Here is a 25543-nt window from a genome sequence, read left to right on the forward strand (position 1 = left end):
CTTTCGATGGGACTGGTAGAATCGCCGCCGGTTCACACGAGGTTTTTCCATGCACGATCCCCACAGCGAACGCATGAGTGGCAGCGAGACCCGCGCGGCGAGCGGTCTGGCCCTGGTGTTCGCCTTCCGTATGCTTGGCATGTTCATGGTGCTGCCGGTACTGGCAACCTATGGCATGGATCTGGCGGGAGCGACCCCGGCCCTCATCGGGCTGGCGATTGGCGCTTACGGCTTGACCCAGGCGATTTTCCAGATTCCGTTCGGGATCATTTCCGACCGCATAGGCCGTCGTCCGGTGATTTACCTGGGGCTGATCGTCTTCGCCCTCGGCAGTGTGCTGGCGGCCCAGGCCGACTCGATCTGGGGCGTGATTGCCGGCCGGGTCCTGCAGGGCGCCGGCGCTATTTCCGCGGCGGTCATGGCGTTGCTGTCCGACCTCACTCGCGAACAACACCGCACCAAGGCGATGGCCATGATCGGCATGACCATCGGCCTGTCGTTCGCCGTGGCCATGGTGGTCGGTCCGCTGCTGACCCGCGCATTCGGTCTGTCCGGCCTGTTCCTCGCCACTGGCGGGATGGCGCTGGTCGGTATCGTGATCGTGATGTTCATGGTGCCGAAGTCCACCGGGCCGCTGAGTCATCGTGAGTCCGGCGTGGCGCGTCAGGCGTTGATGCCGACGCTCAAACACCCGGACCTGCTGCGGCTGGACCTGGGCATTTTTGTGTTACATGCGATGTTGATGTCGAGCTTCGTCGCGCTGCCCCTGGCGCTGGTCGAAAAGGCCGGTCTGCCCAAGGAACAGCACTGGTGGGTCTACCTCACAGCCTTGCTGATCTCGTTCTTCGCCATGATCCCGTTCATCATCTACGGCGAGAAGAAACGCAAAATGAAACGAGTTTTGCTCGGCGCCGTGATGACGCTGATGTTCACTGAGCTATTCTTCTGGCAGTTCGGTGACAGCCTGCGGGCTCTGGTGATCGGGACGGTGGTGTTCTTCACCGCGTTCAATCTGCTGGAAGCTTCGCTGCCGTCGCTGATCAGCAAGGTTTCACCGGCAGGTGGCAAAGGCACGGCCATGGGCGTGTACTCCACCAGCCAGTTCCTCGGTTCTGCACTCGGCGGGATTCTCGGCGGCTGGATGTTCCAGCATGGCGGTCTGTCGGTTGTGTTCCTCGGATGTGCCGGGCTGGCTGCACTTTGGCTGGCCTTTGCTGTTACCATGCGCGAACCTCCCTACGTGACGAGCCTGCGCCTGCCGTTGTCGCCCGAAGCGATCCGCGAAGCGGGTCTGGTCGAGCGCCTCAAGGCCCTCGTAGGGGTAACTGATGCAGTCATAGTCGCTGATGAAGCGGCGATCTACATCAAACTGGACACCGAATTAATGGATCGCACCACTCTTGAGCGCCTGGTGAACAACCCGGTGCAGACTGCGTGCGAAGCCTAGGAGAACGTTATGGCCCGTGGGGTTAACAAAGTCATTCTGGTCGGTACTTGCGGCCAGGATCCCGAAGTACGCTACCTGCCCAACGGTAACGCCGTGACCAACCTGAGTCTGGCGACCAGCGAGCAGTGGACCGACAAGCAGACCGGTCAGAAGGTCGAGAAGACCGAGTGGCACCGTGTATCGATGTTCGGCAAGGTTGCCGAAATCGCCGGCGAATACCTGCGCAAGGGTTCGCAGGTGTACATCGAAGGCAAGCTGCAGACCCGTGAGTGGGAAAAAGACGGTATCAAGCGTTACACCACCGAAATCGTGGTCGACATGCAAGGCACCATGCAACTGCTGGGCGGCCGTCCACAACAGGGCGACCAACAAGGCGGTGGCAACAACTATCAGCAGCAGGCGCCACGCCAACAGGCTCCGCGTCCGCAGCAGTCGGCACCTCAGCAGCGTCCGGCCCCGGCTCCACAGCAGGCCGCACCGCAACCGGCTCCGGATTTCGACAGCTTCGATGACGATATCCCGTTCTGATTGAAGCGCCCGAACCCCTTCCGGTTTGCATTCGAAGCCCCCGCATTGCGGGGGCTTCGTCGTTTCTGGCGTCGTAAACATCTTTTGGATGATCGTGAACTGACTGATTGGTCCCTGCGATCAGGGCAATAAAGTTTCGCGTAGAGTCTTGAAGGCCGCGGCAAGCCAATCCATGATCGGTCCGGCGCTTTCGAGCCCGTCCATTTTGAAAGAGCGGGCTCCCCGGCGTCGGGTGTCAGTTCCACCACAAGAACAAGAGAAAACAATGAGCAGTAGCAAGAACAAGGAAATCGAGTACCTGCGCGGCGTGGCTATCCTGATGACGGTGTTTGCTCACAGCTCGCTGTTACTGCCGTTCCATGCCGAGTTCATGGAAAAGCTGTTCAACGTCTATTCCCCTTGGTCGGGGGTGGATCTGTTTTTCTGTATTTCAGGTTTTGTCGTCAGCAAGGCCTATCTCGACTATTTCGACAAGAACCGCGAGCAAAACCGGTTCGGCCTCGCCGCCACTTCATTCTGGATTCGTCGCGCCTATCGTCTGCTGCCTACTGCGTGGCTGTGGGTACTGATCCCGTTGGCGTTTTCGATCTTTTTCAACCAGTCGAATGCCTTCCAGTCGTGGTTCGAGAATCTGCGCAGCTTCACCGCCGTCGCGACGTTCACGGGGAATCTGGCGAACCAGTACGGTGTACTGCTGGGGCCGAACTCGGTGTACTGGAGCCTGGCGCTGGAGGAGCAGTTTTACTTCATTTTCCCGCTGTTCCTGCTGCTGATCACCTCCACGCGCTGGCGGGTGATTACCCTGATCGCGCTGATTGCCGTGCAGTTCCCCTTCAATCGCTATGCGTTTGGCGGGCCATTGGCCGGCATGCTGTTCTCGTTCCGTCTGGATGCGATGATGTGGGGCATTTTGCTGTGCCTGTTCACGCGCACATCGCTGTACAAGGACATTGAACCCACGGCATTGGGGGCCAGCTTGTTCAAGCGGCTGGCGCTCACGCTGTTCCTGCTTTACATGCTCGGTGCCATTGCCGGTCAGATGGTCGCCATGCCGATCGCGGTGGGGCTGATCGCAATCAATGCGTTGATTCTCGTCTGGCTTTCCAGCTACCAGAAGGGCTACATCTACTGCCCGGCGATTTTGAGTGGGCTCGGGCAATGGCTGGGGTCGCGCTCGTATGCCTTGTACGTTGTGCATATGTTCGCCTACCACCTGAGCACCGAGATCTGGAGCCGGGTGGCCAGCGAACGGGGTGTCGCGTTGGGTGCGGAGTTCACCGTGCCGATGTTGCTGACCTCGTTTGCAATCATGCTGGTGTGCAGCGAGTTGAACTATCGTTTTGTCGAAACCCCATTGCGTCGTCGCGGTGCGGAAATCGCACGCCGGAGAATGGTCGGGGTCAGCACCGTCGAGCCGGTCAAGGAAAAGCGAGCGTCCGAGGTGCCGGTGCGTACGACCGAATTGTCGTAACCGATGCCGGAAACGAAAAACCCGTAGCGCGCAAACGCTACGGGTTTTTTATTGCCAGCCTCGAATCAGTCAAGAATCAGATGCGGTAAAAACCGGCTTGAATCCTTGGTGATCAGACTGTTGTCTTCGCGCACGCCTATTCCTGCGGCCTGATCACCAATCACCCAGGAGCCGATCAGCGTGTAGCTGTCATCGAACTTGGGCAGCGGCGCAAATGCCTGCAGGATGAAGGGCGCGTCCGTGTAGGGGCCGTCCTCTTTGACGACCAGACCGTCGGCGGTTTGCAGCTCGATGTTGGCGCCTTCCCGGGAAAAGTACGGTTTGCGTACCCAGCCCTTGGGCACCGCGCTGCCCGGATTCGGGTCGAGATGCGCAGCCAGCAGGTTCGGATGGCCCTTGTGCAGCTCCCAGAGCAGGGGCAGGGCGCCCTTGTTGGAGAGAATGGATTTCCAGGCCGGTTCGAAAAACTGCGTGTCGCATTCGGCGATGGCTGCGCCGAACGGCTCATGGAAAATGAACTCCCAGGCGTGCAGCTTGAACAGGTGCGGGATCCAGCGATCTTCAAGATCGACAAAACGTCCCTCGGGAGTCAGGCCGATATCTTCGATATCGATGTGCCGTGATTCGATGCCGACCTTTTCCGCGATCAGTCGCAGGTAGTCCGTGGTGCCCTTGTCCTCGACCGAGCCTTTCATCGAGGCAAAGTAGAACGGGCGCTTGAGCTTCAGCTGGGCAAAGGCTTCGTGCAGGCGGGTGTCGATGCTGTTGAACTGGTCGGCATGGCGCGGCAGCATTCCGCGCTCGATGCATTGCTCCAGCCAGCCCCACTGGAACGCCGCTGCTTCGTACAGGCTGGTGGGCGTGTCGTAGTTGAGCTCCAGCAACTTTGCCGGGCCGTTGCCGCTGTAGGAGAAGTCCATGCGTCCGTACAGATGCGGATGACCTTCCAGCCAGGACGTTCGGATCATGTCGTAGTACGACGCGGGGATGCTCAGGCGATCGAGCAACTCTTCGCTGTGCACCACCCGGTCGACCAGGTCCATGCACATCTCGTGCAGTTCGGTAGTCGGATCCTCGAGATCGTTTTCGATCTGCGCGAGCGTGAACTGGTAGTACGCGCGTTCGTCCCAGTAGGGTTCGTCGTCGATGGTGTGAAACAGGAAGCCGAGACTTTCGGCGGTCTGTTTCCAGTCGGGGCGCTCAGCGCAATGGATCTTCTTCATGATCAGCTGCTCGAACTGCCCCAGCCGCCCCAACCGCTGCGTGCACTGGACTGGCTGCCGAAGCCACCACGGGAAGTCGAAGACGCCACGTTGACCGATTTGCTTCGGGAGCTGGTGTAGTCCGAATCGTTTCGAGTCGTCGGAGCCGATTCGATCCGGCGGTTCAGCGTCGAAGTGTCGTACGTCTGGCGAGTGTCACGATCGCGATAGACCGTCCGCGTGTCGCTTGCGCGATTGTTGCTCATGGCATTACCGATCAGCCATCCGCTGAGCCAGCCGTTACCACCGCCACCGCCACCGCCACCGCCACTGGAACCATGGGAAGTGCTCTGTGTGGTCTGGGCAGGTGCCGGGTCACCCGCTGGCATCTGCGCATTGGCGATCGCATCGAGGTTCTGCGCCGGCTCAACGTTCTGTGGCACCTTGAAGCCACCCAGCTTCGGCACAAAGCGGCCGTCGGAATTTTTCTGACACCAGCCGGCAGCGAAGTCTGCGTCGCACTGCGCTTTATCGTCATAGGCCGGGGCGATGCGCCGGTGTTCGGTCAGGGCCGCGACGTAGGCGTTCGAGCAGGCATCGGCGGCCACTTCGGCATCAACGCACTGTTCCACGCTCTGGAAGTTGCGTTGTTCCTGGGCGGCCACTTCGCCGGAAATCGCCAGCGCCACGGAGGCCGCCAGGGACAGTTGAACGTACTTGCTTCGTTTCATCTCAGGCTTCCTGCCGATCAGTAGGACGGTGTCATGCACGCGGCGTTGAGCATGCCGACGCTGATCGCCACCGCCGCGACGTAGATGCCGGCGGCGATTTCACCATTGGCGATGCGTTGGGACGTGCCTTTGAGCACCAGGCCGGTCGCCAGGAATGCCAGCAATTGCACCGCAGCGGCGATCACCGCCCAGAGCACGAAATCGAGGACGTTGATCGAGTGGGCGATGATGTTGCTCGCCGGAATCGCGAAACCGATGATCGCACCCGACAGGGCGATGGCGGCAGCGTTGTTGCCGCCGCGAATCAGTTCGAATTCCTTGTGCGGCGTGATGCGGGTGTAGACGAACTGAAACAGCATGAACAGCAGCACGGCGCCGATCAGGTAGGCGGCGAAACCGACCAGCGCGGCCTTGTTCAGGGAAACGGACAGCACTTCCAGCATGGGGAACTTCCTTTTAAATGGTGCTCAGATCGGTGGTGTACAGCGAGATGCCCAGCGATGTGCTCAGGCTGACGGTGCCTTCTTCGTCCTGTTCGACGGAGAACAGCAGCAGCTCACGACGGTCGGTCAGGCCGGTTTCCCGGGCGTACAGCATCGAATGGTGTTCGATGGTGTAGGACTCGTCGGGATTGATCACTTGTTCGGTGAGCGGGACCAGTTCGGTCTGGCCGCGTTCGGTGCCCCATTCACGGGTGAAGGACACGCCCTCATGGGTGTAGGCCGGCAGGCCGATCAGGCTGTTCGGGCCCGCCAGGCGCTGCAGCTCGGCGTCACTGTTGACCGTGACGTAGCTGACGTAATTGAACAGCGTCACCGATTCGATCTGATCGTCGCCGGTGACGTGGACCTGCAGCCAGAAATCTTCGTTGTTCAGGTAATAGCGATGCAGCTTGTTCGACTGGCCGAGGTCGATCCAGCCGGCGCTCCAGATGGCCTGGGCATCGGGAACCCGTACCGAGGTGCTGCCATCGAGCAGCAGGCCGAGCGTCGAATCGAACCGGATCCCCTTGCCCTGCGCCAGACCAAGCGGGCCGCCGACAGCTTCAGGTGTTGGAGCCGGGGTCCCCAGCAAGTTCTTTAACCATCCCATGGGTACATTCCTTGAAGCGGGTGGAGGTGTTCGTTGGCAAAACGCCGCTAGTGTACCGGCCTCGTGACAAACGAGCAGGCGAAAAAGAAGGGCACCCGGTGCCCTTCTTTTCTCTGGCTGCCCTTACTGGGCCGACTTCTGCTTCAGTCGCTCGAGGATCGCGTTGGCGCTGCCCTCGTTCGGCGTGATGCCGGCGTCGCGCAGTTTGCGCTCCAGGTCGTTGCCGGTCGTGGCATCGGTCAGTTCGTCCTGAGCGTTCAGCTCGGCGGCGCGTTGCTTTTGCTTCTCCTGCAGACGGTTCAGGGTGCCGACTGCGGTTTCCAGCTTGCCGTTGGCGCCGCCGCTGGCGATGGAGGCGCTGACCTGCGCTTTCTGCACGCTTTCACGGGCCTTGGCCATGTCCACTTGCTGACGCAGGCTCTTGATCCGCGCTTCGGCCTTGTTGATGTCCTTGCGCATGTTTTCGGCGTAGGTGCCGAACTCGTCGCTCTGGGCCTTCTCGGTGGTCAGGTCGTTGGTCAGGGTCGAAATCGCCTCGGCCACTTCCATCGCCAGGTCTTCACGGCCGGCGTTCAGGGCAGAGACTGCCTTGGCTTCCAGATCCTTGATCTTGGCGTCGTACTCGCTCACGCGGTCGGCGGACAGCTTGTGCTTGGCCATGATGGTGACCAGTTCGCGACGGGCGTTGGACAGGGCGCTGTCGGCGTCACGGATTTCCTGATCGAGGATGCGCAGGGCCTGTTGATCGACGATCGCTTCGCCGACTTCATTTGCGCCGCCGCGCAGCGCGGTGAACAACTTGTTCCAGATGGACTGAGTCATTGGACTTTCCCTGTTGATTACTTGAAGAAATGTTCGAAGGCTTCGCTGGCGCGCTGCACGTTATCGACCAGGGTTTTCACCTCGGTGACCACGTTGGTCAGGCTCGAATCTGCACTCAGCGCGCCGAACATGTTGTAGACAGTCTGGCCGTTGGGCATGGTCTCGATGCCGATCGACGACAGCGGGAACATTTCCCGGCTGCGCAGGACCGCATCGTTGAAGGCGCGCACGTCGGTGATCGAATCGATGTCCACCAGCACGGTGTCGACGATGATCTGCTGACCCGCGATGGCGATGTGAATCGGCAGGCCGCCGAATTCGTTCATTTCCAGCTTGAGGCTGGGTTCGGCGCTCTGGATCAGGGACAGGGTGATTTCTTGCGAAGCCACTTCGTCCAGTGCCTTGAAAGCGTTGTAGAGGCTATCGATGTTCCAGTTGTTGCCTGCGCTCATGTAATTCTCCGACATGAAAGAGCCAGCCAGAATCGGTTGGCGTAGCTGTTGCTCCATTTGCTTGAGCAAGCTTCGGTTCTCCGGAAGCACCCAAGTTTCGTGTTTCACATAACCGGCGGCCGCCAGGCCCGCACGCATCTGCTTCATATAGAAACTCGATGGTTTTTTCGCGGACGTTGTCGAGCGTACTCCCTTCGGGCTCTCCGATTTTGTTGCTGGGGAGTTGCTTTTCATGGCGATGACTCTGTTATGAATAACTCACGCGTGAGCCACACTACAACCAATTCAAAGTGCCATCAATGGCTCACGCGTGAGATTTTTTCAGTGCACGAAAAAAGGCCCGCAACATGGCGGGCCTGTGTCTATTGCGAAGGTTCGCGCACGAGAATTAACGGCTGGCGGCGAGGAATTCGTCTGCTGAGACCACGCTGGCGTAGGCAAAACCCAGCGATGACATGAATGCTGCGTGTACATAGGCCGCCGGCACGGTCAGGCCATTGAATTCCAGATCGCGGGTGGCGCAGGCATCGTGGATCACCGTGACGGTGTAACCCAGATCCGCCGCCGCACGGGTGACGCCATCGATGCACATGTGGCTCATGCTGCCGACCACCACCAGTTCCTTGATGTCTTGCTCATCAAGGATCGATTGCAGTTCGGTTTCGCGGAACGAGTTGACGAAGTGCTTGAGCACCACCGGTTCGTCGGCGCGGTTGAGCACCTTGGAATGCAACTTGGCACCCTCGGAGCCCGGGGTGAAGAACGGCGCATCCGCCGAGGTGAATTCGTGACGGATATGGATCACCGGCTCACCCGCTTCACGGAACGCTGCGATCAGTCGGGCGGCGTTGTCGGCAGCGGCGTCGACGCCAGCCAGCGGCCACTTGCCTTGGGGGAAGTAGTCGTTCTGGATATCGACTACGATGAGTGCTTGCCTGGCCATGGGTGTGTCCTCGAAGTGTTTGTTGGGTGTGGAATCAGTATCGGCGCCAGCTACGTCTTCGAGGATTGGCCGCACCGACAATAGACAGGGGAAAACTGACAATGGGTGTTGAAAGGGCCGTTGCCGAATTGGGCGTGCTGATTTATCCCGGTGCGCAACTGGCGGCGGTGCATGGCTTGACTGACCTGTTCGGCGTGGCCGACCGGATCGCGGTCGAGCATCAGGCCGCGCAATTGCCAAGGCTGCGGGTGAGTCACTGGCAGGTCGAAAACGAACAGGCTCCGGTCAGGGTTTACGACAGTCATCCTGCAGCCGAAACAGGCTTGCTGGCGGTACTGATCCCACCTTCGATCGCCGGGTTCAGTGCAGAGCAGACATCGCCGGGATTGCTGCAATGGCTGCGCGATCAGCATGCCCGTGGCGCGACGCTGGGCGGCGTCTGCGTGGGCTCGTGGCTGCTGGCCGAAAGCGGCCTGCTCAACGGTCGCAGCGCCACCACTCACTGGACCTCGGCAAAGGCGTTTGCCGAGCGTTATCCAGACATCAAACTCAAGGCCGACACACCGATTGTCGATGACGGCGACCTGATCACCACCGCCGGGCTGATGGCCTGGTCGGAGCTGGGGCTGCGACTGGTCGATCGTCTGCTCGGGCCGAGCATCGCCAGCGCCACAGCGCGGTTCCTGGTGATGGAACACAGCGACAGCGCCAGTGCCTGCGGCAGCAATTTCGCGCCGATCCTCAGCCATGGCGATGCGTCGATTCTCAAGGTCCAGCACTGGCTGCAAAGCACCGGTGCGACTGACGTTTCGCTGGCCTCGATGGCTGAGCGCTCGGGGCTGGAGGAGCGCACATTCCTGCGTCGTTTCCGTGCCGCGACCGGCCTGAAACCCACCGAGTACTGTCAGCACCTGCGGGTCGGCAAGGCACGGGAAATGCTCGAGTTCACCAACGGCACCATCGACCATATCGCGTGGACGGTGGGATATCAGGATCCGGGTGCATTTCGCGCGATCTTCAAGAAAATCACCGGGCTGGCGCCGAGCGATTATCGGGCGCGGTTTGGCGTGACACCGCCGACGGCGCTGGCGAGATAGCGTCTGACGGTCGTGCAAAATGCCGGGGCCATGGCGCCGGTCGTGCAGATTGAAACGGGCGGGGTGCCAGTACGAAAAGGCTAACTCACTGATTTGCGTGGGGTTTCACGCGGCAGCCGTTTGGCCTGATCTCTGCACCCTCTGACCTACATTCATCTTGCCGCTGGAAGGGGGACGCATGACCCCGACACCTCGCAACAAAATAGTGGTCGCCCATTCCGTACGCCCCGACGCACCACAACACGAAGTGCAGACCAACAAGGCGCTGGCCCGCTGGCTGGCGCAGATTCTCGGGCTGAAATTCGGTGGCAGCTACGACGCGCAAAAGCATCGTGGTCGCGACCTGTATCTGCTGCCGACCCAAACCATCGTCGGCGCTGCCAAGGCCCATGAGCTGGGTATCAAAGGCCCGGACGATCTGTGGGGCGGTTTCGTCGAGCACGATTTCATCTGCACCAAAGCCATCAGCCACGGTTTGCGCAGCCATCGGGCCCGCGCGCCGCAAGGCTGGTCGCCGCTGTTTTCCGAGCGCACGCGCAATGTCGTGCTCGACGGGCTCAGCGTGTTTGATCTGAAAGATGCACGACCCGCCGCCGAACATCTGCTGTACAGCGGCCCGATCCGTCTCAAACCGATTCATGCGTGCGCCGGCCGCGGACAGGAAGTGATCAAGAGCCTCGACGCTTTCGACGAGATCCTCGCTCGCCCGGACATTGCAAAACAGTTCAGCGAAGGCGTGGTGCTGGAGCAGGACTTGAGCCAGGTAGTTACCCACAGCGTCGGTCAGTCATTCATCGGCGACCGGGTGCTCAGTTACTGCGGTGATCAATACTTGACCGAAGACACCCACGGCGAAGGCGTGTACGGCGGCTCGAATTTGCTGGTGGTGCAGGGCGGCTACGAGGAGCTGCTGACACTGGATCTGCCGGACGATGTGCGGCTGGCCATCGAGCAGGCGCAGGTTTTCGACCGCGCGGCGGATGAAGCCTATCCACGGTTCTACGCTTCGCGGCGCAATTACGACATCGCCCAGGGGCTGGGCAGCGATGGTCAGCAGCGCAGCGGCGTGCTCGAACAATCCTGGCGCATGGGCGGCGCGAGCAGCGCGGAAGTGGCGGCGTTGCAGAGCTTCGTCAACGATCCGTCGATGTGCGCGATCCGCGTGTCGTCGGTGGAAACCTACATCGACCAGGCCCTGCCGGCGGATGCTATCGAGGTCTATCGCGGTCCGGCCGAGAACAGCGACTTTCTCCTCAAATACGTAACGGTCAAATCCTATGACGGCTAGAAGCGAAAGCATTCAGATCGACATTGATGACGAGCAGATGAGCGGGACGTTCCTCAGTCCCAAATCGAAAGTCCCCGGCGTGTTGTTCGTGCACGGTTGGGGCGGTAGCCAGGAGCGAGATCTGGAACGGGCCAAAGGCATCGCCGGCCTGGGCTGCGTGTGCCTGACGTTCGATCTGCGCGGGCACACCGGCGGTACCGGCATTCCGCTGAGCCGGGTCACCCGTGAAGACAACCTGCGCGACTTGCTGGCGGCCTACGACCGGCTGCTCGCGCACCCGGCGCTGGACACCTCGGCCATCGCGGTGGTCGGCACCAGCTACGGCGGTTATCTCGCTTCGATCCTCACTTCATTGCGCCCGGTGCGCTGGCTGGCGCTGCGGGTGCCGGCGCTTTATCGCGACGAACAATGGCACACGCCCAAGCGTGATCTGGACAAGGCTGACCTGCGCGATTATCGCGGTACGCTGGTGCGCGCCGACAGCAATCGGGCGCTGCATGCCTGCTCGCAATTCACCGGCGATGTGCTGCTGGTGCAGTCGGAAACCGACGACTACGTGCCCCACGCGACGATCATGAGTTACCGCGCCGCGTGTCAGCAGACCCACTCGCTGACCCACCGGATCATCGACGGCGCCGACCATGCCCTGAGCGATCCAACTTCTCAGCAGGCCTACACCTCGATCCTGGTCGACTGGATCACCGAGATGGTGGTGGGCGAACGGTTGAGCATCATTCAATCGAGCTGATCACGGCTTGGGTTTTTTCTCGATCCGCAGTGCCTTGGCCTTGGCTTCCACCACCAGATACATCACCACCGTGATCAGCAGCGGCAGCAGAAAATAGATCGCCCGATACGCCAGCAACCCCGCGACCAGACTGCCGCGCGACGCCTCGTGTTGCAGCAGCGCGACGAACACCGCTTCGAGTACGCCGAGCCCGGCCGGAATGTGAGTGATGACCCCGGCAATCGCGCTGATCAACAGCACCCCGAGCACCAGTGGATAGTCGAGCTTGCCCGGCAGCAAGGTGAAAATCACCGCCGCCATCAACGACCAGTTCAGCGCGCCGAGCAACAGTTGCAGGACGGCCATGCGCAACGACGGCAGATTGATTTCCACCCCGCGAATCGACCACTCGCGCCGCCGGGAAAACTGGCAGGCGACCAAGTAACCGGCACTCAGCAACAGCAGCAAAACGCCGATGCCCTGCAACGCATCGCTGCTGACTTTCCAGCCCGGCGGCATGCTGACCAGACCGCTGCTGAACACCGCGCCGGCGATGGTCATGTAGCCGAACCAGTTGGTGGCCAGGCTCAGCCCGAGGATCTTGGCGATGTTGCTTTTGCTCACGCCGAGCCGTGAGTACAACCGATAGCGCATGGCAATCCCGCCGACCCACGCGCTCAGATTGAGGTTGAATGCGTAACTGATGATGCCCACCGGCAGGATCTGTTTCCAGGTCAGCTCCTGGCGAATGTAAGTGCGGCCGATCAGGTCGAAACTGGCGTATACCAGAAAGCTCAACAGCGTCAGGCTGGAGGCGATGATCAGCGTGCGTACCTTGAAGTCGGCGAGGGTTTGCAGCACTTCAGCCCATTCGATGCGACTGGCGAACATTGTCAGCAGAACGATCAGCGCGAGGAAAAAAAGGAGCGTCAGCGGGCGCTTCCAGCGGCTCCAGCGAGATGTGGCAGCGGCTTTCACATGTGTGGCGGCGAGAGCATCGGAGCGGCTCATGACGGATCGCTCCCAGCAGTGCGGATAAAGGGTTTCAACCGTGGTTTGTGCGCCGGCAGCCAGCCGGCCATGGCCGGGAAATGGCGCAGGAAATGAAACACCAGAAACCCCACGGTCATGTGCCAGAGGCGCCCGCTCGGAGCCTGATCAACGTCCATCGCTTTGCAGTGGTTTTGGCTGAGATCTTCCAGACGGCGAAACAGCTCCTGATTGAAGGCCCGGTCACGGATCAACACATTGGCTTCCAGGTTCAGTGACAGGCTCAGCGGATCAAGATTGCTCGACCCGACAGTGCTCCAATCCTCATCCACCAGCGCCACTTTGCCGTGCAGCGGCCGCTCGCAATATTCGTGGATCTGCACCCCGGCCTTGAGCAGGTAGTCGTAGGTCATGCGCGCTGCGAGTTTGGCCACCAGCATGTCCGGCTGGCCCTGGAGGATCAGCCGCACATCGACGCCGCGCCGGGCCGCGTTGCGCATCTCGCGCAGCAAGCGATAACCGGGAAAGAAATAGGCATTGGCGATCACCACCCGCCGCCGGGCGCGGCGCAATACCTGCAAATAAACGTCTTCGATATCGGTGTGGTGCTGGTCGTTGTCGCGGAATACCAATCGCACCTGACCGTCATGTTCGGTGAACGCCATCTCCGCCCGCCGCTGGCGTCGACGCTGCCACCAGAACCGCGCCCGGCCGGGACGACCGCTTTGCAGCAGGGCGAAGTGATGGATGTCGGCCACCGCCGGGCCCTGAACTTGCACCGCGTAATCCTGCTTCGCCTCGGGGCCGAAATCCGCCAGGTGATCGCCGGAAAAATTGATCCCGCCGATGAACGCAATCAGCCCGTCGACCACTACGATCTTGCGGTGCAGGCGCCGGAACCAGTTGGTGCGAAAACCCAGGCGTTTGGGCGCTGGGTCGAAGATTTGCAGGTGCACACCGGCCTCGCTCAACGCGGTGAGGTAACCGGTGCTCAATTCGCCGCAACCGAAGCCGTCGAGACTGACGGTGGTGCGCACGCCACGCCGGGCGGCGTCGATCAGAATCTGCTGCAACTCGTTGCCGACCTTGTCTTCGAAAACGATGAAGGTCTCCAGCAGGATTTCACTCTTCGCCGTGCGCATGGCATCGAAGACTCGCGGGAAATAATCCTCGCCGTTTTCCAGCAGTTCGACGCGGTTGTTGCCCTGCCAGCCATAGTCGACATCGACTTGGCCGGGCTCGCGGATCGGTGGGGTGATGGTGATCGGTTCCACGGCGGATTTTTCCAGCGGCGCGCTGCTCATAGTTCGATCTCCACGGACAGCGGCACATGATCGGAAAGGTGTGACCAGGGTCGGTTGGCGAGCACCTTCGGCTGGCTGGTCTTGAGGTTGCGCACGTAGATCCGGTCCAGCCGCAACGCCGGCCAACGCGCCGGAAAACTGCGCGCCGGTTTGCCCTGATGTTCGGCAAACACTTCACGCAGACCGCAAGGTTCCAGCAGCGCATCGGCGCGCTGGCGCCAGTCGTTGAAGTCGCCGGCGACGATCACCGGTGCATCGTCGGGCAGGTCGGCGAGGCGTTTTCGCAGCAGTTTCAGCTGTGCGTTGCGATGACTTTCACGCAGGCCCAGGTGCACGCAGATCGCGTGCAATTCGCGAGCGTCTCCCGGCAGGCGCAGCACGCAATGCAACAGACCACGGTTTTCATGACCGCTGATGGAAACGTCGAGGTTGTCGTGGCGCACGATCTGGAATTTCGACAGCAGGGCGTTGCCGTGATCGCCCTCCGGATACACCGCGTTGCGCCCGTAGGCGAACTGCGGCCACAGGCTGTCGGCGAGGAACTCGTATTGCGGCATCGTCGGCCAATTGTTGTAGCGCTTGGGATGGTGTTCGTGGGTGCCGTGGACTTCCTGCAGGAACACCACGTCGGCGGACACGCTGCGGACCGCTTCGCGCAGTTCCGGGAGAATGAAGCGACGGTTCAGCGCGGTGAAGCCCTTGTGGGTGTTGACCGTCAGTACCGTGAAACGACGCACCGTGGTGATGACGGTGGCGTGTTCATCGGTGACGCCGACCGGCTCGGGAATGCTCATGACGGCATGCCCGCAGGGGGGTGGCGCTGGTCGCGCCAAGGGGCAGGGCGCCCCTTTGAGTCATCGATGCGAATCGCCGCCATGCCGTCCTCCCGTCGAAAGTCCTCGTACCGCCTCTGTCTATTGGGGACTGCGGGCGGTTCGAGAAAGTTTCGGCGGGACTACGGACGGTCGGTATTCGCCGGATCAGTGGCCGGTAATGACGCGAGCAGAGCCTTCAGCGGGTTCGGCATACACCGGACCCAGCCGGTCGAGGCGACCGCTCAAGGCTGTCAGGGCCAATGCCACCAGCACCACCAGCCCGCCGATCCACGCGGTGTGGATCAGGCCGATGTGTTCGACAATCAGCCCGCCACCCCAGGCACCGCCGGCGATCCCGAGGTTGAACGCCGCAATGTTCAGCCCTGAAGCCACATCGACTGCCTGCGGCGTGTGATGTTCAGCCTGACGCACCACGTACACCTGCAAACCCGGCACGTTGCCGAAGGCGACCGCGCCCCAGACCAGCACGGTGGCCAGTGCCAGCCACGGGTTGCCGGCGGTGAAAGTGAGCACGAACAGCACGGCGGCGAGCAGGGCGAAGATGATTTTCAGGGCGCTGATCGGCCCGCGCTTGTCCGCCAGTTTGCCGCCCCAGATATTGCCGACGGCGACCGATACGCCGTACACCAGCAGCACCAGGCTGACCGTGCCGGCGCTGAAGCCCGAGATGTCCTGAAGAATCGGCGCCAGGTAGGTGAAGGCAATGAACGAGCCGCCGTAACCGATGGCGGTCATGGCGTAGACCAGCAGCAGGCGCGGCTGTTTGAGCACCTGCAACTGTTGCAGCAACGAAGCCGGCTTGCTGTGGGCGATGTTTTTCGGCACATACAGCAAGCTGCCGATGAACGCGATGACGCCCAGCGCCGACACGGCGAGGAAGGTTTCACGCCAGCCGAAATGCTGACCGATGAAGGTGCCCAGCGGTACGCCGGTGACCAGTGCCACGGTCAGCCCGGTGAACATGATCGCAATCGCGCTGGCGGCCTTTTCCTTGGGCACCAGGCTGGTGGCTATGGTCGAGCCGATGGAGAAGAACACGCCGTGGGCAAGGCCGGTGACGATCCGTGCCAGCACCAGCGATTCATAACTCGGCGCCAGCCAGGCCAGCAGGTTGCCGAGGGTAAACAGCACCATCAGCGACAGCAGCAACAGTTTGCGCGGGACTTTGCCGGTGAGCGCGGTCAGCACCGGCGCACCGATGGCCACGCCGAGGGCGTAGAGACTGACCAGCAGACCGGCGGACGGCAGACTGACGCCAAGATCGGCGCCAATGGTGGGAAGCAGGCCAACGATGACGAACTCGGTCGTCCCGATGGCAAATGCGCTGAGCGTCAGCGCGAGCAAGGCAATGGGCATGACAGCACTCCGGTTGAGGATTGAATGGAGCGCAGTGTCGGGGTTTGGCGAGGGAGGAAAAATACAGGGATGGGCATTTGATATTTGACTTGGGAGCAAAGATCAAACGCTGCCCTCAAGGCGTTCTTGAGCTCAATGCCGAATCAGTTTGTTGCGCACCTGTTCCATGGAGACCTGATCCAGCTCCGGCCAGAACTGCTGCTTGCCGGCAATCTCGGCCGCCACCGGCAACCCGTCGCGATACACCAGCCGGTTGCTCGCCAGCGCCGGCACTTTCGCGCCCGGCAACAAAGTGCCGGCGAGGTTCAGCGGATCGACCCCGCACACCGCGATCAGGCTGCCGTCATGGGGGCGACGGCGCACTTCGCGCAGCAGCGGAATCGCCTCGGGCAGGGCGAATTGTTCACCGGCCAGGCCACTGACAAACCGCCCGCCGCGAATCTCGCCTCGGGCCTCCAGCCGGTGAAAGGTGCGCAGGAGTTCGCGCCAGCTCGGCAGCCAATCGGCTTCGCGTTCCAGCAGGCGCCAGAACACCACGCCGTATCGGCGCAACAGAGTCATGGCGATGTGTTCGAGTGTCTCGGGCGGCGCTGTCTGGCTGCTTTCCGCGACTGACCCACGACGTAAAAGCGCCCAGCGCCCGGCATCGTCCATGCCACCCACGAACGCCCCGCGCCCGCGTCGACTGCTGCGTTGCTGGCGCTTGCTCGCCGGGGTGATCAGTGCCCGCAGGCCGGCAAAACTGTCGGCGTTCACCAGGCCAGCGCCGACCAGTTCCTGCAAGGCGATTTCCAGTTCGGTGCGCAGCAGGTGCGCTTCATGAATCAGCTCATCGAAAAACAGCGCCCCGTGCTGATTGAGGGCCTCGAAGACTTTCTGCGTTTTAGGCGACAGTTCACTGATCGGCGTCTGCTCGGCCAGTGCGCTCCACAACCCGACCTGACTGCGCGGCAACAGCACCACGGGCGTACTGCGCAGCGCCGTGCCGCTGGTTTTTTGCCGGGCGCTGAGGCGTGTCCACACCAGTTTTCCGCTGCGGCACAAATCATCCAGCCAACTCGGTGAATAGTCCTTGAGCCGCGCCGGAAGAATGTCGCTGTCCCACGCCGAGGCGGCAGCCGGATAGCCTTCGAACTGACCGACAATCGCCGGCAACACGGCGCTGCCCTGACCCCGGGTGGACGGGGAGACATGCTGCCAGTCGAACAGGAAACGCATGAAATCCTGCAACGCCACCGGTTCGATTTCCCGGCGCAGGCGCTTGACGGTGTAGCGGTGAATTCGCGCCAGCAGATGCCGTTCGCACCATTCTTCAGTCTTCAGCCCCGGCGTGAATTGACCGCGCAGTACATAGCCTTCGCGTTCCAGTCGGGCGAGGGCTTGATGGACGTGAGCGGGCAGCAATGACAGCGGTTGCGCGATGGCCTCCAGTGGTAGCGGGCCGAATGCACTCAGCCGTGCGCGGATGACTTCCACCAAGGCATCGTCGGCGGTCCAGACTTCATCAAAACCGGGCAGGGCTTGCAGTACTGAAGATGCCTGTGGATAAAGCGCTTGCAGACAGGTCAGGCGTTCTCGCGCCAACCAGAGCGAATGCTCGGGATCGATTTGCAGTTGGCAGGCTCGACCCGTGTCGGCCAACGCATTCAGCCAATCGCGCCAATGCAGGTTGGCCTCGACTTCGCGGTCGCTGATGCAGGCCAGGCTCATCAGCGCTTCGTGCATTTCATCGGGGCTGTTCGGCGTTGGCCAGGCTTCTTCACGTACGGCGGTGATCGCGTCGGCGTCCAGCGCACCGAGGTCATCGGTGGATTGTGGATCGCTCCAGCGGCGGTTGAGCACAGCCTGGGTGCGACGCTCTTCCAGCGGCGCGTCGTCGAGAAAGGTGTAGGGGCGTGCGCTGAGGATTTCCGCCGCCAGCGGCGAGGGCGCCGGCAGATCGCGGGCGATCAGGCGCACTTCGCCGCGTTCCATCCGTCGCAGGAGAACGAGCCAGCCCTCGCTGTCCATCGCTTCGTGCAGGCAATCGTCGAGGGTCTGTTCCACCAGCGGATGCTCGGGGATTTCCCGTTCGCCGGCGAGATTTTCCAGGCAGGCGATCTGATCGGGAAACACGCTGGCGATCAGGTCTTCGCTTTTCATTCGCTGCAACTGCGGCGGGACTTTTCGCCCGCCGACAAAGCGCGGCAGGGCCAGCGCCACCCCGGCGTTCCAGCGCCAGCGTACGCCGAACAACGGCGCATCCAGCACCGCTTGAATCAGGATGTGCTCGGCGCTGTTGCTGCGCAGATAACGCCAGACCTCGTCGAGTTCGAAACTGTGGCTGGTGGACAGCGACAGCACGATGGCGTCTTCGCTGGCGGCGGCCTGCAATTCGAAATTGAAGGTGCGGCAGAAGCGCTTGCGCAGGGCCAGGCCCCAGGCGCGATTGATACGGCTGCCGAATGGCGAGTGGATGATCAGTTGGGTGCCGCCGGATTCGTCGAAAAACCGCTCCATCAGCAGCGTGTCCTGGGACGGCAGGGCGCCGAGGGAGAGGCGGGCTCGGGCCAGATAATCCACAAGCTGTTCGGCGCTGGCCAGGTCCAGTCCCAGGGTTGCGGTCAGCCAGTCGAGGGCCGGTTGCAGGTCGCCGGGGCTGGCGCTCAGCAGTTGATCGAGCTGTGCCTGCAGGCGGGCCACGGCCATCGACAATTCGGCGCTGCGACCGGGCGCCTCGCCGAGCCAGAACGGAATGGTCGGCGGTTGGCCCTGGGCATCCTCGACCCGCACCTTGCCGGTTTCCACCCGCAGGATTCGGTAGGAGGTGTTGCCGAGCTGGAACACATCGCCGGCAATGCTTTCCACGGCGAAGTCTTCGTTGACGCTGCCGATGTTCAGGCCCTGAGGTTCCAGCAGCACGCTGTAGTCGGCGTTGTCCGGGATAGTGCCGCCGCTGGTCACGGCCGTCAGTTGCGCACCGCGTCGTCCGCGCAAGGTTCGGCTTACAGCGTCGCGGTGCAGGTAGGCGCTGCGGATGCCCTGACGGCCGTTGTAGCCCTCGGCGAGCATGGTCAGCAGCGCCTGATAATGCTTTTCGTCGAGGTCGGCGTAGGGTTCCGCGTGACGAAGCAGTGCGAGTAACGTGTCCTCGGCCCACTCCTGGCAACTGACCTCGGCGATGATCTGCTGCGCCAGCACATCCAGCGGCGCTTCGGGGATGTGCAGGGTGTCGAGTTCGCCCCGGCGCACGCAGTCGAGCAGCGCGGCGCATTCGATCAAGTCATCGCGGGTGGTGGCGAACAGGCGCCCCTTGGGCGTGCCGCCAACCTGGTGTCCGGAACGGCCGACCCGTTGCAGAAAACCGGCAATCGAACGCGGTGAAGCGATCTGGCACACAAGGTCGACCTCACCGATGTCGATCCCCAGTTCCAGCGATGCAGTGGCGATCAGCACTTGCAACTCGCCACGCTTGAGTCGCTGTTCGGCGTCGAGACGAAATTCCTTGGCGAGGCTGCCGTGGTGCGCGGCCACCGCGTGTTTGCCGAGGCGTTCGCTCAGGTGCCGGCTCAGGCGTTCGGCCAGGCGCCGGGTGTTGACGAAAATCAGCGTGGTGCGGTGTTCGCGGGCGAGCGTGGCGAGGCGGTCGTAGACCAGCTCCCAGACATCATTGGCCATGACCGCCGACAACGGCACCGGCGGCACTTCGATGCCCAGATCCCGTGGACGGGCGTGGCCGATGTCGATGATTTCGCACGGGCGCTCATGGCCGACCAGAAACCGTGCGATCGCATCGATCGGTTTTTGCGTGGCCGACAGGCCGATGCGGGTCAGCGGTTCGGCGCACAGCGCCTGCAAGCGTTCGAGGCTCAGGGCCAGGTGGCTGCCACGTTTGCTGGCGGCAATGGCGTGGATTTCATCGACGATCACCGTGCGCGTGGTGCCGAGCATTTTGCGCCCGGACTCCGAACCGAGCAGTACGTAGAGCGATTCCGGGGTGGTCACCAGAATGTGCGGCGCACTTTTGCGCATGGCGGCGCGGTCTTTTTGCGGGGTGTCACCGGTGCGTACGGCGGTGGTGATTTCCAGTGCCGGCAGGTCCATTTGACGTAACTGGTCGGTTATCCCGGCCAGCGGATTCTGCAGGTTGATGCGGATGTCGTTGGACAACGCCTTGAGCGGCGAAACGTAGACCACCAGCGTCTCGTCCGGCAGACCGTCCGGGGTTTCCAGGCCACGGTGGACCAGATCGTCGAGCACCGCGAGAAATGCGGTGAGGGTCTTGCCGGAGCCGGTGGGCGCGGCGATCAGCGTCGAGCGACGCTGGCGGATCAACGGCCATGCGCGGGCCTGGGCGGCGGTGACCGTCGCGAATGTGCGGCTGAACCAGGCGCTGACAGCGGGGTGGAAGCCTGCCAGGGCCGCGTCCTTGGGGAGGGGCAGATTCATGGCTTCAGTTATGCGGGTGAGCGGGCGAAGTTGCAAGTACCGCTGGGGATCTACACTTTACGGGTGACGGTTGCGCACTAAACCCGCAAAATGCAACGATTCCGGCAATTATCGACGACGGTGCCACGAGCATCGTCGCTAAAGCCATCGTTCCAATCAGACTGGGCCTGCTGACTCTATGCGAATGCGCCTTATGTTACTGGGCGGCGGAAATGCCCTTGGGCAGGCGCTGATTCGCCTCGGTGCGGAGGAAGACATCGGTTTCCTCGCCCCCCGCCCGCCCGAAGACGGCTGGGATGCCGCGAGCCTGACACAACTGCTCGACGACACCCGTCCCGATGCATTGATCAACCTTGCCTACTATTTCGACTGGTTCCAGGCCGAGACCGTCAGCGAAAGCCGTCTGTCGGGCCAGGAACGCGCCATCGAGCGTCTGGCCGAACTGTGCCAGCACCACAACATCGTGCTGGTGCAACCGTCCAGCTACCGGGTATTCGACGGTTCCCGTGCCACCGCCTACAGCGAAAAGGACGAGCCCGTGCCGTTGGGCCTGCGCGGTCAGGCGCTGTGGCGGATCGAGCAGAGCGTACGCGCCACTTGCCCGCAGCACGTGTTGCTGCGCTTTGGCTGGCTGCTCGATGACAGCCCGGAAGGCACCCTCGGGCGATTCCTGGCCCGTGCCGAACAGCCGGAAGAATTGCTGCTGGCTGACGACCGTCGCGGCAATCCGACCCCGGTCGACGATGCGGCCCGGGTGATCATTTCGGTGCTCAAACAACTCGATTGCGCCGCGCCGCTGTGGGGCACTTACCACTACGCCGGCCACGAGGCGACCACACCGCTGGCGCTGGGGCAGGCGATTCTCACCGAGGCTCGCAGCCTGCATCCGCTGGCGATCGAAGAACCGACCGCCCAGGCCCACGCCGCGCGTGAGGATGCCGCTGAAGAGCCGCAACACGCGGTGCTGGCCTGCAAGAAAATTCTGCACACTTTCGGGATCAAGCCGCGCGCCTGGCGTGCCGCACTCCCGGGCTTACTGGATAGGTTTTATCGCCATGGCTGACGGCCCTGTTTTAATCACCGGCGGCGCCGGTTTCATCGGTTCGCACCTGACTGACGCGTTGCTCGCCAACGGCCACTCGGTACGGATCCTCGATGACTTGTCGACCGGCAAACGCAGCAACCTGCCGCTGGACAATCCCAAGGTCGAGCTGATCGTCGGCGACGTCGCCGATGCCGCGCTGGTCGCCCAGGCGATGCTGGGTTGCAGCGCAGTCGCGCACCTGGCCGCCGTGGCGTCGGTGCAGGCGTCGGTGGATGATCCGGTGAAGACTCACCAGAGCAATTTCATCGGCACGCTCAACGTCTGCGAAGCGATGCGCGAGGCCGGCGTGAAGCGCGTGCTGTTCGCCTCCAGCGCCGCGGTCTACGGCAACAATGGCGAGGGCGAGTCGATCAACGAAGACACGCCGAAAGCGCCATTGACGCCGTATGCATCGGACAAACTGGCCGGCGAGCACTACTTCGATTTCTACCGTCGCCAGCACGGTCTGGAACCGGTGATCTTCCGCTTCTTCAACATTTTCGGCCCGCGTCAGGATCCGTCCTCGCCGTACTCCGGCGTGATCAGCATCTTCAGTGAGCGCGCGCAGAAAGGCTTGCCGATCACCGTGTTCGGCGATGGCGAGCAGACCCGGGATTTCATGTACGTCGAAGATCTGGTCGACGTGCTGGTGCAGGCCCTGGAAAAACCTGAAGCACAAGTCGGCGCGGTGAACGTCGGCTGGAATCAGGCGACCAATCTCAAGCAGATGCTGGCCGCGCTGGAAGCAGTGGTCGGTGAACTGCCGCCGGTCAGCTATGGCCCGGCGCGCTCCGGTGACATCCGTCATTCGCGTGCGAACAACGCTCGGCTGCTTGAGCGATTCAAGTGCCCGACGCCAACGCCGATGAGCGTCGGCCTGGCACGTCTGCTCGGCCGCTGAGCTTCTCGCAGACATGAAAAAGGCGCCTTTTGACAGGCGCCTTTTTCACGGCCGGAAATCGGATTTCAAACACATTTCCTGTAGCGAGGGAGCTTGCTCCCCGGTCGATTGCGTAACATCGCCGTCAGTTCTGAGTCTGCCCGCCACCAAGCCTCATTCACCACCACGTGAACGTTCTTTGATTGCTCGCTTAGAACTTGTAGCCCAGACCGACCATGTACACAAATGGATCGACATCAACATTCACTTTTGCTCGGGTGCCCGGCGCAACGGCGTTGTTCTCGACGGTGGCGCGGGTGTCGATGTCGATGTAGCGCACCTGGGCGTTGAGCATGATGTTGTCGGTCAACATGTAGTCCGCACCGACCTGCCAGGCCAGGCCCCAGGAGTTTTTCGCCTTGAAGTTGCTGAAGCCGTTGGACTGGGCTTCGCTGCCGACGTGTTCGTCGTAGATCCAGGTGTAGTTGATGCCGCCGCCGATGTACGGCTGGAACGCCGACTTCGCGTCCAGCGGGTAGTAGACGACGCTCAGGGTCGGCGGCAGGTGTTTCAGGGTGCCGAGCTTGCCGTTGGCGGCTGGCAGTGCGGTGCCCTTGAGCTTCACGTCATGCTCGAACGGGGATGCGGCCAACAGCTCGATACCGATGTTGTTGGTCAGCATGTAGGCGAAGTTCAGACCCAGTTGGGTGTCGCTGCTCATGGTCGCCTTGCCGCCCAGGTTGGTGCCGCTCAGCGGACCCTGATCGACCTTGACGCTGGAGCTGTCGGCCTTCGGGTTGACGGTGATCGCACCGGCACGAACGATGATGTCGCCGGCTTCGTGGGCGTGGGCGAGCGGGGCTGCGAGCGCGAGGGCAAACAGCGAAGCGCTGAGCAAGGACTTGTTCATGGAAGCTCCCAAAGGACGTTAAAAATGTTTGATGTCCTATGGTACGAATCCGTCTGATACGGTCTTTTGACTCAGCTCAATGAAACAGTGATGGACGGTTTTTTTGTGGAACCTTTGCTCGCGAAGCCGATTTGGCGGGCTATAACTGATTGCCGGATTTACTCCGGCAGCTCGTAGACGTAAATCTTGTCTGCGTCCATCTGATACCCGGCATCGGCCAGTTCGCTGGTGGACGCCTTGACCTGCAACGGCCCCTCGACCCAGTACGGCTGATACAGCTCGTCGAGCTTCACGCCGACGGCGCTTTTCACATGCACGATCTGGTTCGACGGTGGTGGCGGCACGTGGATGCAGGCGCCGAAATACGGCACCAGCAGGAAGTCCGTGGTGCGGCCTTCCTCGCTGACTTCCAGCGGCACGATGTAGCCCGGCAGGCGGATGTTCTGGCCGTCGAGGCTTTGCACCACCGGTGCGTTGGGCAAGTCCTGCTTGGCTGCCGGCGCGGATTCGGCGGACAGCGCGTCGCTCATCTTCGACAGGTCATGCAGCGGCGTCATGTTCGGCACTTCGGGCGCCGCGTCCGGCGGGATCATCTCCGACCAGGTCAGGTCTTTCGGCGCCGCTGCCCACACGGGCAGGGCGACCAGCAACAGCAGCGCAAGGACAGCGCGGGGCATGGTGAACATCCTCATAAACGGATCGACAGGCCATCGGCCAATGATTGGCGATACGCGCGCCAGGCCGGCACGCTGCCCATCAGCAGCGCGGCAGCCAGAATGCCACCGAGCAGCGTCCATTCATACTCGCTTGGCCATGCGAGCGGCAGATACAAGCCGTAATTGGCCTGCACATAACCCTGTGCCGCGGCGATGCCGATGTACAGCAACGCCAGCCCGGCGATCACCCCGGTCAGCGCCAAAGCAAATGCCTCCAGCACCAGCAGGCTCGCGATGTGCCACGGCCGCGCACCCACCGAACGCAGGATCGCCATCTCGCGGCGGCGTTCGTTGAGGCTGGTGAGAATCGCCGTGAGCATGCCGATCAACCCGGTCAGCACCACGAACAACGAGACCACGAACAGCGCTTTTTCAGCGGTGCTCATCAGGCTCCAGAGTTCCTGCAAGGCCACACCTGGCAGGATCGCCAGCATCGGTTCGCCACGGAATTCGTTGATCTCCCGTTGCAGCGCGAAGGTGGAAATCTTGCTGTTGAGGCCGAGCATGAACGCGGTGATCGCTTGCGGCGTCAGGTCCATGTTGCGCGCCTGATCGGCACTGATCCGCCCGTTGCCACGGGCCGGCACACCGTTGTGCCAGTCGATGTGGATTGCCTCCATGCCACCGAGGCTGATGTGCAACGTGCGGTCCACCGGCGTGCCGGTGCGCTTGAGAATGCCGACCACGGTGAACGGTTTGTCATCGTGCTTGACCAGACTGATCGCCGCCACACCGTGGGCCAGTACCAGTTGGTCGCCGAGCTTGTAATGCAGCGCCTCGGCCACTTCGGCACCGAGTACCACTTCGAACGGATCGGTAGCAAAGGCGCGGCCGTCGGCCAGTTCCAGATGCTGCTGGCGACCGTACTGGTAATGCTCGAAATAGGCTTCGGTGGTGCCCATCACCCGATAGCCGCGATGGGAATCGCCGAGGGACATCGGGATCGCCCACTTCACCTTCGGGTTGCTGGCGAAGTGTTCGAAGCTGTCCCAGCGGATGTTGTTGGTGGCGTTGCCGATGCGAAACACCGAATACAGCAGCAGGTTCACCGAACCGGAACGGGCGCCGACGATCAGGTCGGTGCCGCTGATGGTGCTGGCGAAACTGGCCTTGGCTTCGGTGCGCACCCGTTCCACTGCCAACAGCAGACAGACGGAGAGGGCGATGGCGAACGCGGTGAGCAGGGCGGTGAAGCGGCGGTTGGCGAGGCTGGCCATGGCCAGACGGAACAGATACATC

Annotated in this window: 23 protein-coding genes; 8 read left to right on the forward strand and 15 right to left on the reverse strand. The window is 62.0% G+C overall.

Translation table 11 applies throughout. The features are described 5' to 3' along the window. The first annotated feature begins 49 nt into the window (after positions 1-49). From AC3WRD_RS10300 to AC3WRD_RS10310, 3 genes are all read left to right on the forward strand, one after another. Positions 50-1447, forward strand: coding sequence for an MFS transporter (locus AC3WRD_RS10300; protein ID WP_102620888.1), 1398 nt, complete (start codon positions 50-52; stop codon positions 1445-1447). A gap of 9 nt (positions 1448-1456) precedes the next feature. Next, complete coding sequence (locus AC3WRD_RS10305) at positions 1457-1975, forward strand: single-stranded DNA-binding protein (protein WP_007966163.1); 519 nt, start codon at positions 1457-1459, stop codon at positions 1973-1975. A gap of 265 nt (positions 1976-2240) precedes the next feature. Beyond that, on the forward strand, positions 2241-3446 hold the full coding sequence (locus AC3WRD_RS10310; RefSeq protein WP_096820727.1) for an acyltransferase family protein: 1206 nt from the start codon (positions 2241-2243) through the stop codon (positions 3444-3446). A gap of 65 nt (positions 3447-3511) precedes the next feature. On the opposite strand, the gene AC3WRD_RS10315 is transcribed toward AC3WRD_RS10310, so the two are convergent. The 7 genes from AC3WRD_RS10315 to AC3WRD_RS10345 all read right to left on the reverse strand — a co-directional run bounded on the left by AC3WRD_RS10315 (position 3512) and on the right by AC3WRD_RS10345 (position 8688). Next, on the reverse strand, positions 3512-4669 hold the full coding sequence (locus AC3WRD_RS10315) for a glutathionylspermidine synthase family protein (RefSeq protein ID WP_102620887.1): 1158 nt from the start codon (positions 4667-4669) through the stop codon (positions 3512-3514). A 2-nt stretch (positions 4670-4671) separates the two neighbouring features. Beyond that, positions 4672-5379, reverse strand: coding sequence for a DUF1190 domain-containing protein (locus tag AC3WRD_RS10320; RefSeq protein ID WP_102620886.1), 708 nt, complete (start codon positions 5377-5379; stop codon positions 4672-4674). Positions 5380-5396: 17 nt separating this feature from the next. Further along, positions 5397-5822, reverse strand: coding sequence for a DUF350 domain-containing protein (locus AC3WRD_RS10325; RefSeq protein ID WP_102620885.1), 426 nt, complete (start codon positions 5820-5822; stop codon positions 5397-5399). Positions 5823-5835: 13 nt separating this feature from the next. Continuing rightward, positions 5836-6471, reverse strand: coding sequence for a DUF2491 family protein (locus AC3WRD_RS10330; RefSeq protein ID WP_096820729.1), 636 nt, complete (start codon positions 6469-6471; stop codon positions 5836-5838). Positions 6472-6594: 123 nt separating this feature from the next. Beyond that, positions 6595-7293, reverse strand: coding sequence for a PspA/IM30 family protein (locus AC3WRD_RS10335; RefSeq protein ID WP_102620884.1), 699 nt, complete (start codon positions 7291-7293; stop codon positions 6595-6597). A gap of 17 nt (positions 7294-7310) precedes the next feature. Beyond that, positions 7311-7979, reverse strand: a complete 669-nt coding sequence (locus AC3WRD_RS10340; RefSeq protein ID WP_102620883.1) for a YjfI family protein — start codon at positions 7977-7979, stop codon at positions 7311-7313. Positions 7980-8133: 154 nt separating this feature from the next. Then, on the reverse strand, positions 8134-8688 hold the full coding sequence (locus tag AC3WRD_RS10345) for a cysteine hydrolase family protein (protein WP_096820732.1): 555 nt from the start codon (positions 8686-8688) through the stop codon (positions 8134-8136). 101 nt (positions 8689-8789) lie between these two features. Between AC3WRD_RS10345 and AC3WRD_RS10350 the strand changes: the two genes are divergently transcribed. The 3 genes from AC3WRD_RS10350 (at position 8790) to AC3WRD_RS10360 (ending at position 11821) form a co-directional block, all read left to right on the forward strand. Then, entirely contained in the window at positions 8790-9785 is a 996-nt protein-coding gene (locus AC3WRD_RS10350) for a GlxA family transcriptional regulator (protein WP_102620882.1), read from the forward strand. A gap of 178 nt (positions 9786-9963) precedes the next feature. Next, complete coding sequence (locus AC3WRD_RS10355; protein ID WP_102620881.1) at positions 9964-11073, forward strand: DUF3182 family protein; 1110 nt, start codon at positions 9964-9966, stop codon at positions 11071-11073. Beyond that, entirely contained in the window at positions 11063-11821 is a 759-nt protein-coding gene (locus AC3WRD_RS10360) for an alpha/beta hydrolase family protein (protein WP_102620880.1), read from the forward strand. The genes AC3WRD_RS10355 and AC3WRD_RS10360 overlap by 11 nt, the downstream gene beginning before the upstream one ends. Here AC3WRD_RS10360 and AC3WRD_RS10365 read toward each other — a convergent pair whose 3' ends face one another. The 5 genes from AC3WRD_RS10365 to AC3WRD_RS10385 all read right to left on the reverse strand — a co-directional run bounded on the left by AC3WRD_RS10365 (position 11822) and on the right by AC3WRD_RS10385 (position 20714). Next, a complete protein-coding gene (locus AC3WRD_RS10365; RefSeq protein WP_102620879.1) occupies positions 11822-12811 on the reverse strand; it encodes a lysylphosphatidylglycerol synthase domain-containing protein in 990 nt (329 codons plus the stop codon). After that, on the reverse strand, positions 12808-14094 hold the full coding sequence (gene clsB / locus AC3WRD_RS10370) for a cardiolipin synthase ClsB (RefSeq protein WP_102620878.1): 1287 nt from the start codon (positions 14092-14094) through the stop codon (positions 12808-12810). Before clsB ends, AC3WRD_RS10365 begins: the two co-directional genes overlap by 4 nt. Continuing rightward, on the reverse strand, positions 14091-14888 hold the full coding sequence (locus AC3WRD_RS10375) for an endonuclease/exonuclease/phosphatase family protein (RefSeq protein WP_102620877.1): 798 nt from the start codon (positions 14886-14888) through the stop codon (positions 14091-14093). Before AC3WRD_RS10375 ends, clsB begins: the two co-directional genes overlap by 4 nt. A gap of 186 nt (positions 14889-15074) precedes the next feature. Next, positions 15075-16286: an MFS transporter gene (locus AC3WRD_RS10380; RefSeq protein ID WP_096820739.1), complete on the reverse strand. Its 1212-nt coding sequence runs from the start codon at positions 16284-16286 to the stop codon at positions 15075-15077. Positions 16287-16418: 132 nt separating this feature from the next. Further along, on the reverse strand, positions 16419-20714 hold the full coding sequence (locus tag AC3WRD_RS10385) for a DEAD/DEAH box helicase (RefSeq protein ID WP_102620876.1): 4296 nt from the start codon (positions 20712-20714) through the stop codon (positions 16419-16421). A 178-nt stretch (positions 20715-20892) separates the two neighbouring features. On the opposite strand from AC3WRD_RS10385, the gene AC3WRD_RS10390 reads away from it, so the two are divergent. Together AC3WRD_RS10390 and AC3WRD_RS10395 are read left to right on the forward strand one after the other, a co-directional pair. After that, positions 20893-21777 (forward strand): sugar nucleotide-binding protein, encoded by an 885-nt coding sequence (locus AC3WRD_RS10390; RefSeq protein ID WP_096820741.1) that lies wholly within the window; start codon positions 20893-20895, stop codon positions 21775-21777. Further along, complete coding sequence (locus AC3WRD_RS10395; RefSeq protein WP_102620875.1) at positions 21770-22699, forward strand: NAD-dependent epimerase/dehydratase family protein; 930 nt, start codon at positions 21770-21772, stop codon at positions 22697-22699. Before AC3WRD_RS10390 ends, AC3WRD_RS10395 begins: the two co-directional genes overlap by 8 nt. Before the next feature lie 190 nt (positions 22700-22889). Here AC3WRD_RS10395 and AC3WRD_RS10400 read toward each other — a convergent pair whose 3' ends face one another. The 3 genes from AC3WRD_RS10400 to AC3WRD_RS10410 all read right to left on the reverse strand — a co-directional run bounded on the left by AC3WRD_RS10400 (position 22890) and on the right by AC3WRD_RS10410 (position 25542). Beyond that, complete coding sequence (locus tag AC3WRD_RS10400; RefSeq protein WP_007955593.1) at positions 22890-23588, reverse strand: OmpW/AlkL family protein; 699 nt, start codon at positions 23586-23588, stop codon at positions 22890-22892. A gap of 158 nt (positions 23589-23746) precedes the next feature. Further along, entirely contained in the window at positions 23747-24265 is a 519-nt protein-coding gene (locus tag AC3WRD_RS10405) for a DUF3299 domain-containing protein (RefSeq protein ID WP_096820927.1), read from the reverse strand. Positions 24266-24276: 11 nt separating this feature from the next. Next, positions 24277-25542, reverse strand: coding sequence for an ABC transporter permease (locus tag AC3WRD_RS10410; RefSeq protein ID WP_096820743.1), 1266 nt, complete (start codon positions 25540-25542; stop codon positions 24277-24279). Position 25543: the final 1 nt, after the last annotated feature.

The organism is Pseudomonas sp. FW215-R2 (assembly GCF_058789255.1).